The organism is Bacteroides sp. Phil13, assembly GCF_001940965.1.
Lineage (GTDB): Bacteria > Bacteroidota > Bacteroidia > Bacteroidales > Bacteroidaceae > Bacteroides > Bacteroides intestinalis.
This window is the reverse complement of sequence record NZ_MSHA01000050.1, coordinates 107316-119334: the sequence shown is the minus strand read 5'-3', so window position 1 is coordinate 119334 and position 12019 is coordinate 107316. Positions and strand designations below refer to the sequence as shown.

Genomic DNA, 12019 nt, shown 5'->3' with positions numbered 1-12019 from the left:
CCAAAATAATAATAACGACTATGAAACAGTTTGCACTATCCTTTTTATTCGCTCTTGCATCCCTCACCGGATTGCACGCGCAGGAGACTTATTATGAAAAGCACGTTGCTTTTCCCGTTAATGCCACCGCCGCCGAGAAGCTCGACATGGCCTCCCGTCTCGTTCCCACTCCCCAGCAACTGGAGTGGCAGGCGATGGAGCTGACTGCTTTCCTGCACTTTGGTGTGAATACTTTCACCGGTCGTGAGTGGGGCGACGGAACCGAAGACCCGAATATCTTCAACCCCACGGCCCTGGATTGCGAACAATGGGTGCGTACCCTCAAGGACGCCGGTTTCAAGATGGTCCTCATCACCGCGAAGCATCACGACGGCTTCTGCCTCTGGCCCACAAAGACCACCCGCCACTCCGTAGCCTCCTCCCCTTGGAAGGACGGCAAAGGCGATGTCGTTCGCGAACTGCGTGATGCCTGCAAGAAATATGGCATCAAGTTCGGTGTCTACCTTTCCCCCTGGGACCGCAACGCCGATTGCTACGGCGATTCCCCCGCCTACAACCGCTTCTTCATCGAACAACTCACCGAATTGCTTACCAATTACGGTGAAGTTCACGAAGTCTGGTTTGATGGTGCCAACGGTGAAGGCCCCAATGGCAAGAAGCAAATCTACGACTGGGACGCCATCCTGCGCACCATCCGCCGCCTGCAACCCAAAGCCGTCACCGCCATTATGGGCGATGATGTCCGCTGGGTAGGCAATGAAAAAGGTATCGGCCGTGAAACCGAATGGAGCGCCACCGCCCTCACTCCCGGCATCTACCCCCGTTCCGGCGAACAGAACAAGGCGTTGGGCATCTACGGCAAGGCAAAGGACTTGGGCGGACGCGACATTGTGGCTCGTGCCACCGAACTTTTCTGGTATCCTTCGGAAGTGGATGTTTCTATCCGTCCGGGTTGGTTCTATCATGCCGACCAGGACAATCAGGTGAAGTCTTTGAGCCATCTGGTGGATATCTATTTCAAATCCGTTGGCTATAACTCCGTTCTTCTGCTCAACATCCCGCCCGACCTTCGTGGGCGGATTCATGAGAGCGATGTGCAACGGTTGAAAGAGTTTTCCGGTTATTTGAAGAAGACCTTTGCCCGCAATTATGTGCTGAAAGGAGACGAAACATGGCAAGGAACCTCCGGTACAGCCCGCGAATATGATGTGCAGAAAGGTGCGCTGGTCAATGCTTTTATGATTCAGGAAGATATTTCCAAGGGGCAACGTATCGAAAGTTTCCTTGTCGAAGCCTATAAAGACGGTGCCTGGATTCATCTCTCCGAGGGCACTACAGTAGGGTATAAGCGTCTTGTCCGCTTCTCCGACACTTGTCCGGAGCGTATCCGTGTTACGATTCGTTCCGCCCGTGGCATAGCTAACGTTTCTGCCGTAGGTCTGTTCTATGCCGAACCTCTTGCTGATAAAAGTGAGGAAGTGCAGCTTAGTGACATTCCTGTAACTGAATGGAAGGTGGTCGGTGGCAATGCAGATTCCCGTCTGGCTATCGACGGAGACCGGAAAACTGTCTGGCGTGCCTCTGCTCTTACACCGTTGGTAGTCGATATGGGGCATGAAGTGAGTGTGAAAGGTTTCAGTTACGCTCCCTCTTTGGAAGAAGATTTAACGGGGACTATCTATAAGTATGCTTTCTACATCAGCCTCGACGGCCAATCGTGGACTAAATGTGAGGCAAGCGGTGAGTTCAGCAACATCATGCACAATCCCGTACCTTACTTTGTACGGTTTGGAAAGACGTATCCCGCCCGTTACTTCAAGCTGGAACCTATATCGGAGATGAATAATAAAAACGCCGTAACCGTCGGTGAAGTAGGTATTCTGACAAGATAGCAAGTACTGGATTATCATTTATAAAACTACTTTTGAATTATTGCTTATGATGAAATATCCCCTTGTTTCTATAGCTGCTGCGGCATTGCTTTCCGGTAATGTCGCAGCCCAACAAAAGCCTAATATCATTCTTTTTCTGGTTGATGATATGGGATGGCAGGACACCTCCCTGCCGTTCTGGAAAGACACTACCGAACTGAATCATATTTATGAGACGCCCAACATGGAGCGTCTGGCAAAGAAAGGCGTCAGGTTTACAAACGCTTATGCATGTCCTATCAGTTCCCCTTCGCGTGTCAGCCTGTTCACTGGCGCAAATGCCGCGCAGCACAAGGTTACGAACTGGACTTTGAAGAAAGACACACCGACCGACCGGAAGAATGAAACGCTGGATTTCGAGGCTTGGAACTACAATGGCCTGTGCCCTGAACCCGGCCTGGAACATTCTTTCTATGCAAAATGCCTGCCGCAACTGCTGCGTGAAAACGGATATACGACGATGATGGTAGGCAAAGCACACTTCGGTTCGATAGATACGCCTGCTGCCAATCCTCTGACAATCGGCTTCGATTACAACATTGCCGGTCATGCCGCCGGTGCTATGGGCAGCTATCTGGGAGAAGAAGGATACGGTGCAACCGGCCAACCGGAGTGGGCGGCGATATGGGCTGTACCGGATCTGGAGAAGTATCATGGAACGGATACTTTCCTTACCGAGGCCCTGACATTGGAAGCAAAGGGACTTATGGACAAAGCCATTGAACAATCCAACCCTTTTTTCCTGTACATGAGCCATTATGCCGTACATGCCCCCTTCAAGACGGACAAACGTTTCTACCAGAAGTATATTGATAAAGGCCTCGCCCACAAGGAAGCGCAGTACGCCGCTTTGCTGGAGGGAATGGATAAGAGTCTGGGAGATTTGATGGACTATGTAGACCGGAAAGGCATTGCAGATAATACAGTAATCATTTTTATGTCCGATAATGGCGGTTATACCATAGGGCGTGCAGACAAGAACGCTCCGTTGAGCGAAGGAAAAGGTTCTCTGAAAGAAGGAGGTATCCGCGAACCGATGATTGTCTATTATCCGAATATAACGAAACCGTCGACTGTCAATGACACCCCGGTCATCATCGAAGACTTCTTTCCCACCCTGCTGGAACTTGCCGGAGTGCGCGATTATCAAACGCCGCAGCATGTTGACGGGCAAAGTTTCATGGCGCAAATAAAAGGACAGCCCGGTGATAAGGAACGCGCCTTGTTTTTTCATTATCCAAATAACTGGGGCGAGAGAGTACAGACCATCGGTGCCCCGCAAAGTGCCATACTGAAAGGAGACTGGAAACTGATTCATTATTATGAGTCCGGGAAGAACTGCCTCTATAACCTGGCGGATGACATTTCTGAAAAGCAGGATGTATCTGCCCGTTATCCGGATAAAACGAAAGAACTGGCGAAAGCATTGAGCGATTATTTGAGAGAACAACATGCTACTATGCCTGTCCTGAAAAGAACCGGTAGGTTTGTTTCTTATCCCGACGGCGGACAAGTGGAGCGGAAATTGCCCAAGGATGATGAAACGCTGGTTTATGATAATCCAGGGAGTGCGTTGCTTTTGAAGGAAGGGGACATGCACCCCAAAATCAAGAACTGGCATTTCTATACAGCTCATGAGTTTAATAATAAAGATACAAAAAAAGGCTTGCCGCTTGGTTTCATAGAACATCGAGGCATGCACATGTCCCGTACGGCAAAGGTCGATAACCGGAAATGCTCAAAGGTAGAGGATGGAGTTTTGCGCATCTGGAGTGTGGAAGAGAAAGACTCGATAGACAACCGTTTTGGTAAGAAAGTGAAGTACTCTCACGGTTGTTACCGTACTTCTTTACCGGGAAGTAAGGAGTTTTGGTGCAATTTCACCGAGAATATGCGCATTGAAATCCGCTTCAAACGTACTTCCTATGTAGGCTTTAATGATGCCCTTTGGTTTATGGGCAACAATAACCGTCCCTGGCCGGAGAACGGTGAAATCGACCTTTTGGAAAATCCGAAGAAGACGCTGAATGACCGTGCCCACTTCACACTGCATTCCGAGAATCATTATGCCGGTGTGGTAGGTGGTTCGGGCAGTGTCACTTCCACTATTGAACTTGCTGATATGTCCCAGTGGAATATCTATTGGTTGGAGTGGTATCCCGACCGTATCGTGGGCGGTGTCAACGGACAAGCTTACTTTGAACATCGCAAAGGTGCCGATGGTAATACGGACTGGCCTTGGAGCGATCCGCTGGGCTTCTTCCTCATTTTCAGTACAGGCATCTCTACCAATCCTAATGCCTGGCCCGGCGCCATCATACCTTCCGAATGGAAGAAAGACGCGATGCCTGCCATGTATATCGACTGGATACGTGTTTATACGAATAAAGACTATAAAGGAGAAAATCCTCCTGCCCCCAAATTTTACTAATCAAATACCTACCCGGGCTGCACTTGTTTCGTACTTGCTCCGTACATTCTCCTTGTAGAGGTACCTCTACAAGGAGAATGTACGGAGCAAGTACGGCTTTGGTATGGTTCGGGTATGGAACAGACCCCTAAAAAAGATAGGGCAGACCGGATTACTCCAGCCTGCCCATTATCTCTCTAACACAACTAAAATTCTATGTGATGTATTGATTCTGCTTATTATTATTCTTTATTCTTAAACAAAATCTTTCAATTCTTGTTGTAACTTCTGTCGGGTGAAGAAGATACGGCTTTTTACTGTACCTAATGGTAATCCCAGCTTCTCTGCAATTTCGCGGTATTTGAAACCGGATACGTGCATTGAGAACGGAATCTTGTATTCACGGGGCAGAGCATTTACTATACGGTGCATCTCTTTCAGGTCATAAGCGCTTTCCGTGCAATCGAATCCCGATTCCTGCGGTAAGTTGAGATGATAGAGATTATCTGTTTGGTCTACGAAAGTCTGATCGCGAACTACCTTACGGTAGTTGTTGATAAAGATGTTACGCATGATGGTATACATCCATCCTTTGAAATTCGTATCAGGTGCATATTTATCTTCGTTATCTAACGCCTTTAAAGAGGTTTCCTGGAGTAGGTCGTTTGCTTCTTCGTGGTCCGAGGTTAATTTGTATGCAAAGCGTAATAAATCGTCTTGTACCCCGAGCAATTCTTTTTGGAATGTAATACTGTTATTCATAATCAATTCTCCTTTTCAATAGTTATTCTTTTGTTTTGCCTTTTGACTTTGCAATTTTACGAAAGATACGTCACTTTAACGGACGGAATTCTCGCATTAAATGGGGGGAAAACTATCAATTGATAGTTTTTTGGTGGTCAATTGATAGTTTTCAGGTGCTATATCAAAACGTTATCGGTTTAGGTTGAATAAGGTAATACCTGGTTTTATCTTGCCAGTCAGGTTATCTGAAGTCTTTCAGTTCTTGCTGCAATTTTTGGCGTGTAAAGAATATGCGGCTCTTTACTGTGCCTAAGGGTAATCCCAGCTTTTCTGCAATTTCGCGGTATTTGAAACCAGATACATGCATAGAGAATGGAATCTTATATTCGCGTGGCAAGGCATTTACTATGCGGTGCATCTCTTTCAGGTCATAAGCGCTTTCGGTGCTTTGAAATCCGGATTCCTGTGGCAGATTAAGATGATAAAGATTATCTGTCTGGTCTACGAAGGTCTGGTCGCGAACCACCTTGCGATAGTTATTAATAAAGATATTGCGCATGATGGTGTACATCCAGCCTTTGAAATTAGTGTCGGGTACGTATTTATCTTCATTGTCCAATGCCTTTAATGAGGTTTCCTGAAGCAAATCATTTGCTTCTTCACGGTCGGAGGTTAATTTGTATGCGAAACGTAATAAATCGTTTTGTACTCCGAGCAAATCTTTTTGGAATGTAATACTGTTCATATCGTTCTCCTTTTTTATAAAGTTATTCGTTTATTTGACTTTCGATGTTGCAATTTTACGAAAGTTATCTAACTCCAATAGACGCATTTCAAGCAATCTTTAGGGCAAAAACTATCATTTGATAGTTTTTGGGCGTCTTTTGTTTGTTTTTGGGTGCAGTTTTAGACAATTTTATTGCGTATAATTAAAAAGATGAGTTAATTTTGCGCAATCATTTCATCTTAAAAGAATGGCTGACGACTCTTTATTTTTGATTGATATTGATAAAGTACTCCGGGAAAAGGCTCCGAAGTACTATAAGTATATCCCCAGATTCGTAGTTTCTTATCTGAAAAGAATTGTTCATCAGGAAGAACTGAATGTTTTCCTGCGCGATTCTAAGGATAAAGTGGGCGTAGACTTTTTAAAAGCCTGCCTGGAATTTCTGGATGCCAATATCGTGGTGAAGGGAGAAGAAAATCTACCGAAAGAAGGACTTTACACCTTTGTCTCCAATCATCCATTGGGAGGTCAGGATGGTGTGGCCTTGGGATATATACTGGGTTCTTTTTATAATGGTAAGGTGAAGTATATGGTAAATGACTTGCTGATGAACCTGCAAGGATTAGCCCCTCTCTGTATACCTATTAATAAGACCGGAAAACAGGCAAAAGATTTTCCGAGAATGGTGGAAGCAGGTTTTGCATCCGATGATCAATTGATTATGTTTCCGGCCGGGTTGTGTTCCCGCCGTCAGAATGGGGTGATCCGTGACTTGGATTGGAAAAAGACCTTTGTCGTGAAGAGTGTGCAGGCACATCGTGATGTTGTCCCTATTCATTTCGAGGGCCGGAATTCGAACTTTTTTTATAATTTGGCTAACATCTGCAAATTCCTGGGTATTAAGGTTAATATAGCTATGCTCTATCTTGCGGATGAGATGCTGAAGAACCGTCATAAAACGTTTACCGTAACCATTGGGAAACCTATCTCCTGGCAGACATTTGATAAATCAAAGACTCCTACCGAGTGGGCGGCCTATGTGAAGGATATCGTATATAAGTTGTAAAGTGATAAGGTATAAAGTGAATTAAAGAACTACTAACAAGAATATATGGAAGAGATTATTGAACCTATAAGTAAGGAGCTTCTGAAAGCGGAACTGACCGAAGAGAAGCGTCTGCGTATGACGAATAAGAGCCATAATCAGATTTATATCATTACAGCTCAGGATTCTCCGAATATAATGAGAGAAATCGGACGTTTACGTGAGATCGCTTTTCGTGCAGCAGGCGGAGGTACAGGAAAACCGCTGGATATCGATGAATACGATATCATGGAAAATCCCTACAAACAGTTGATTGTCTGGAATCCGGAGGCGGAAGAGATATTAGGTGGTTATCGTTACCTTCTTGGTACAGACGTTCGGTATGACGAAAAGGGGGCTCCCATTTTGGCTACAGCCCACATGTTCAATTTCTCTGAAAAGTTTTTGAAGGAGTATCTCCCTACTACCATTGAGTTGGGACGTTCGTTTGTTACAGTTGAGTATCAATCTACCCGTGCCGGTAGTAAAGGCTTATTTGCATTGGATAATCTGTGGGACGGCTTAGGAGCACTGACGGTGGTAATGCCCAATGTGAAGTATTTCTTTGGTAAAGTAACTATGTATCCAAGTTATCATCGTCAGGGAAGAGACATGATTCTTTATTTCCTGAAGAAACATTTTGGGGATAAGGAAAATTTGATAACTCCGATGAAACCGCTTGAAATGGAAGCTAAGGAGGAGGATTTGGCTGCTTTGTTCTGTAAGAATACCTTTAAGGAAGACTATAAAATATTGAATTGTGAGATACGTAAGTTGGGGTATAACATTCCGCCGTTGGTGAATGCTTACATGAGTTTGAGTCCGACTATGCGTATGTTCGGTACTGCCATTAACTATGGTTTCGGTGATGTAGAAGAAACCGGCATTCTGATTGCTGTAGACGAAATCTTGGCAGAAAAGCGCATCCGTCATATCCAGTCGTTCATAGAAAACGAACCGGAGTCATGTAAACTGACCTCCGGAGCTAATAAAGTTTTCTTTCCAAGTAGATGAAAAGTGCTGAATAAAAATAAGAAAGCGGAGAATGAACTCACTCTCCGCTTTCTTATTTTCTCTGGTGTAGCTAAAACTTCTATTGGATTTGCATCAGTTTATCTCCGTCGGCTTTGATTTTATACACCTTTCCTTTTATAGTTTTGAATGAAAGTGTCTTGTCTCCATATCTGACAGTACATGGAGTCCCTGCTTTTGATACAAGTATTGCCTCATCCAGCCGATTGTTTTTCCAAGAGATGGAAACCTCAAAGTTTCCTTTGGCGCAAAGCCCACTTACCAGCCCGTCTTTCCAGGCATCCGGTAGTGCTGGTAACAACTGAATGAAGCCCATGTGGCTTTGCAGGAGCATTTCTGTTACACCAGCTGTTCCTCCAAAGTTTCCGTCTATTTGGAATGGTGCATGTGTATCCCACAGGTTATCCAGAGTGCCGTTTTTCAGCAGATTGCCGAACAGGGTATATGCGTGATTACCATCCTGAAGTCTTGCCCATTGGTTTAACTTCCATCCCATACTCCAGCCGGTTGCTCCGTCACCACGGTGTTCTAACACGATTCTTGCTGCTTTTGCCAGTTCCGGAGTAGTTACTGGTGAAAGTGTACGTCCTGGATGCAAACCGAATAAATGGTTTACATGACGATGTTTGTCGTTGGGATCATCGATGTCTTTCGACCATTCCAGTAATTGTCCGTAGCGTCCTATTTTGTAAGGAACAAGGTGGGCCAGCACTTCTTGCCAATGCTTGCGTTCTTTGCTGTCTACGCCCAGTACTTTACTTGCTTCAATGGCATCCAGAAGAATCTCACGCACTACGGCATGTACAAAGGTGGCGCCTTCGTCAACCGGACCGTGTTCGGGGGATGTAGAGGGAGCGGCTGTATAGGTACCGTCTGACTTGCGCCACAGATAATCTACAGTGAATTGTGCACTGCTCTTAATCAGATCATAACCAACCTCTTTCAAGAAGTTCCGGTCTCTCGTGTAGTCATAATACTCCCAGATATGCGTTGCCAGCCACGGACCGGCCATCGGGTTAAAATTCCATGCCATTATCTCACTGGAAAGCGGTGAGGTAAATCCAAATATATTGGCAGAAATGGAAGCTGTCCAGCCGCGTGCGGCAAAGTAGGCTTGTGCAGTTTTCTCACCCGGTTTCACTAATCCCCGGATAAAGTCGATCAACGGCCAGGTACATTCGCTAAGATTCGTAGGACCGGCTGGCCAGTAGTTCATCTGAATATTGATGTTATTATGGTAATCCACACGCCAGGGGCCGTCCAGGTTATTGTGCCAAATTCCTTGCAAGTTGGCCGGTAGATTTCCCGGTCGTGAACTGGCTATCAATAGATAGCGTCCGAATTGATAGTACAATTCTTCCAAGCGGAAGTCCGGTTGCCCTTTCCGGTAGTTTGCCAGACGCTGGTAGGTTGGCAAGCCGGAACCGGTAACATCGGGGTTTAAGGTCAGTTTAACTCTGTTGAACAGTGCCGTATAGTCTGCTTTATGGTTGTTAACCAATGTCTCATATCCTTTCGACAACGCTTGGTTCATCATGGATTGCGTTGTGAGTTCCGGATCATCGCCTACGTAAGTCTTCGGGTTCTTGAAATCCGGATTGAAGTTCATTTTGTAATCGGTGTCTGCGGTGAGCAGGAATACTACCCGGTCGGCACCCTTCACAATCAATCGGTCATTCTGTGCTGTAACGGTTCCGCCTTCTGCGATAGCTTTGATGCGGAAAGCGAACTTCATACCATTGTTGGTAAGGATTCCGGTATATATTAAACCGTCCGTTCCGTCGGCACGCATATTGCTTTGGGCTTCCGGGTTCGGGGCATAGCTCAATACAAGATCCTGCTTTCCTGCTTTATCGGCAGAGAATTCCATTACCATCACACTGTCGGGATAAGATATGAAATACTTGCGACGGTATTGCACACCTTCTTTGTCGAATTGTACCACAGCCATGGCTGAATCCAAAGATAATATGCGGCGGTAGTTCTTCATTCGTACTTCACTTAAACCGGTTTCTATATAAAGTTCTCCCATCGTGGTGAATGAACCGAACCGGAACGGATGTTCATCTTTTTCTTCATAAGCTGCTAATCCGTTGAAGTTTTTGCGGGTCAGTTGTGCCGCTTTCTCTCCATTTCCTTCGGTGAATGCCTGCCTGATTTCTTTCAAGATAGGAGCGGATTGTTTGTTAACGTTCCAATAATAGTCGGCACCACCGGACGTATTAGGTCCGCCTTTCCAGAGCGTTTTTTCATTGAGGGTAATTCTTTCGGCGGCAACCGAACCCAGAATATTAGCTCCCAAACTACCGTTTCCGATTGGCAGTGACCGGCTTTCCCATTCCCGGTCGAGATTAGCTCCCCGGTTACCATTGCTTCGTAACCATACAGCTTGTCCGGCCAAACTGTTGGGAGTGTCGAACCAGATAGAAAGCCCCTGCCTGTAATCCGTTTCTACAGCTTGTACTGTGGGTAGTAGGAATAAGGCACTAACAAGAAATACACAAAAGTTCTTCATAATAAGTAGATATTTAATTTGGTTCTATTCTATATAAATCAATCATCATAAATCAATCATCCTTCGAATTCTTTTCTTTAAATGCTGACACCTGAATGAGGTAGAAGGCTGGGCAAATATAAAAAAAAATTTAAGGTTATTGATGCATCATTAATCGTTTAGGAGTCTCAAATGCCGTTATTGGATGTTTTTGAACATAGAATAGCTAAATTTGGAATTCAGTTATCTCATACTGCCGGAAGACTATTCCCATTTATTTTCCTGTAAAGGTCGAGAGCGAAGACATCTGTCATACCGGAGATATAATCCAATACCGCCTGTATTCTTTCATAGAGTATGGGCGCTTTTATATTATACTGGCCGGATACCCGGTTGATGAGTAGCTGTGAGTAAGCCTTTTCAGGTGAACGAACGGCATCTATCATTAAGTCTAGCAGAGTGCTGATGATGCGGAAACCGGCAAGTTCAATATCCAATACGTCGCGTGAGCGATAAATCTTCTTTAGAGAAATGTCGGCACAATGATTGTAAGCACTGGCAGGCAGTTCGGATATATGTTTGATGAGACTTCCCTCGAATTCTCCTTCCAATATTCTTTCTTCATTGTTCAGGAAGGCCTGAGTACATTCCTGGATTAGCAATCCAATGACACAAGAACGTAGATAAGCTATTTGCTCATTGACATCGCTGACAAAATCCAGTGTTTTGAGCATGTGAGCCTTACGCTCTTCAGGAAAGTAAGAAAGGAGTAAATCTTGTGTTTCTCCGGTAGTGAGTATCTTTAGTTTATGGGCATCTTCAATGTCCATCATCTGGTAACAGATGTCGTCTGCTGCTTCTACCAGGTAGACGAGCGGGTGGCGGGCATATTTCAGTGGATCATCATTTAGCCTCTTCATTCCCAGTTCTTCGGCTATCCGTCGGAAACTTTCTTCTTCTGTAGTGAAGAAGCCGAATTTGGACTTTTTACCGGCTAAACTCGATGAAAAGGGGTATTTTACGATGCTTGCCAGAGTGGAGTAGGTAAGAACGAAGCCACCTTTGCGCCGTCCTTCGAACTGATGGGTGAGTAAGCGGAAAGCATTGGCGTTTCCTTCAAAATGTGTCAAGTCTTCCCATTGTGCGGCAGGAAGTTGCTCTTTCAGTGCCATACCTTTTCCTTCGGAGAAAAAAGTGGAGATGGCCCGCTCTCCGGAGTGTCCGAAAGGGGGATTACCTAAATCGTGTGCCAGGCAGGCAGCTGATACAATGGAACCTATTTCTGGAAGATAAGAATTTTGCAGTTCGGGCTGACGGGCAAGGATTGCCTTGGCTACATCAGTCCCTAATGAGCGGCCTACACAGGATACCTCAAGGCTATGTGTCAGGCGGTTGTGTACGAAAATACTACCCGGAAGGGGAAAGACTTGTGTTTTGTTCTGCAAGCGGCGGAAAGGAGCTGAAAAAACGAGACGGTCATAGTCACGCTGGAACTCTGAACGGTTTTCGTGACGCTCCTGATGAAACTCTTCCAGTCCGAAACGCTTGGCAGATATGAGGGTATTCCAATTCATCATGGTTACTTTGTTATTATTTA

8 protein-coding genes are annotated in these 12019 nt (G+C 45.4%); 4 read left to right on the top strand and 4 right to left on the bottom strand.

The window, feature by feature from the left end:
- The first annotated feature begins 20 nt into the window (after window positions 1–20).
- Entirely contained in the window at window positions 21–1892 is a 1872-nt protein-coding gene (locus tag BWI44_RS09920) for an alpha-L-fucosidase (protein ID WP_286813150.1), read from the top strand.
- A gap of 46 nt (window positions 1893–1938) precedes the next feature.
- A complete protein-coding gene (locus BWI44_RS09915; protein WP_394368900.1) occupies window positions 1939–4362 on the top strand; it encodes a sulfatase-like hydrolase/transferase in 2424 nt (807 codons plus the stop codon).
- Window positions 4363–4596: 234 nt separating this feature from the next.
- On the opposite strand, the gene BWI44_RS09910 is transcribed toward BWI44_RS09915, so the two are convergent.
- A complete protein-coding gene (locus BWI44_RS09910) occupies window positions 4597–5103 on the bottom strand; it encodes an RNA polymerase sigma factor (RefSeq protein WP_022393711.1) in 507 nt (168 codons plus the stop codon).
- Window positions 5104–5326: 223 nt separating this feature from the next.
- On the bottom strand, window positions 5327–5830 hold the full coding sequence (locus BWI44_RS09905; RefSeq protein ID WP_007660711.1) for an RNA polymerase sigma factor: 504 nt from the start codon (window positions 5828–5830) through the stop codon (window positions 5327–5329).
- Between the two features lie 229 nt (window positions 5831–6059).
- Between BWI44_RS09905 and glsA the strand changes: the two genes are divergently transcribed.
- Both glsA and glsB read left to right on the top strand, forming a co-directional pair.
- Entirely contained in the window at window positions 6060–6878 is an 819-nt protein-coding gene (glsA, locus tag BWI44_RS09900; RefSeq protein ID WP_118423883.1) for a lyso-glycine lipid O-acyltransferase GlsA, read from the top strand.
- A gap of 45 nt (window positions 6879–6923) precedes the next feature.
- Window positions 6924–7910 (top strand): glycine N(alpha)-acyltransferase GlsB, encoded by a 987-nt coding sequence (gene glsB / locus BWI44_RS09895; RefSeq protein ID WP_044532718.1) that lies wholly within the window; start codon window positions 6924–6926, stop codon window positions 7908–7910.
- 79 nt (window positions 7911–7989) lie between these two features.
- Here the strand turns inward: glsB and BWI44_RS09890 are convergent, their stop codons facing one another.
- Window positions 7990–10443 (bottom strand): glycoside hydrolase family 95 protein, encoded by a 2454-nt coding sequence (locus BWI44_RS09890; RefSeq protein ID WP_195208715.1) that lies wholly within the window; start codon window positions 10441–10443, stop codon window positions 7990–7992.
- Between the two features lie 227 nt (window positions 10444–10670).
- On the bottom strand, window positions 10671–11999 hold the full coding sequence (locus BWI44_RS09885) for a deoxyguanosinetriphosphate triphosphohydrolase (RefSeq protein WP_044154723.1): 1329 nt from the start codon (window positions 11997–11999) through the stop codon (window positions 10671–10673).
- Window positions 12000–12019: the final 20 nt, after the last annotated feature.

Excerpts from the sequence above, each read along its gene's own strand:
- BWI44_RS09920 (WP_286813150.1), top strand. The coding sequence starts at position 21 with ATGAAACAGTTTGCACTATCCTTTTTATTCGCTCTTGCATCCCTCACC.
- BWI44_RS09915 (WP_394368900.1), top strand. The coding sequence starts at position 1,939 with ATGATGAAATATCCCCTTGTTTCTATAGCTGCTGCGGCATTGCTTTCC.
- BWI44_RS09910 (WP_022393711.1), bottom strand. The coding sequence starts at position 5,103 with ATGAATAACAGTATTACATTCCAAAAAGAATTGCTCGGGGTACAAGAC.
- BWI44_RS09905 (WP_007660711.1), bottom strand. The coding sequence starts at position 5,830 with ATGAACAGTATTACATTCCAAAAAGATTTGCTCGGAGTACAAAACGAT.
- glsA (WP_118423883.1), top strand. The coding sequence starts at position 6,060 with ATGGCTGACGACTCTTTATTTTTGATTGATATTGATAAAGTACTCCGG.
- glsB (WP_044532718.1), top strand. The coding sequence starts at position 6,924 with ATGGAAGAGATTATTGAACCTATAAGTAAGGAGCTTCTGAAAGCGGAA.
- BWI44_RS09890 (WP_195208715.1), bottom strand. The coding sequence starts at position 10,443 with ATGAAGAACTTTTGTGTATTTCTTGTTAGTGCCTTATTCCTACTACCC.
- BWI44_RS09885 (WP_044154723.1), bottom strand. The coding sequence starts at position 11,999 with ATGATGAATTGGAATACCCTCATATCTGCCAAGCGTTTCGGACTGGAA.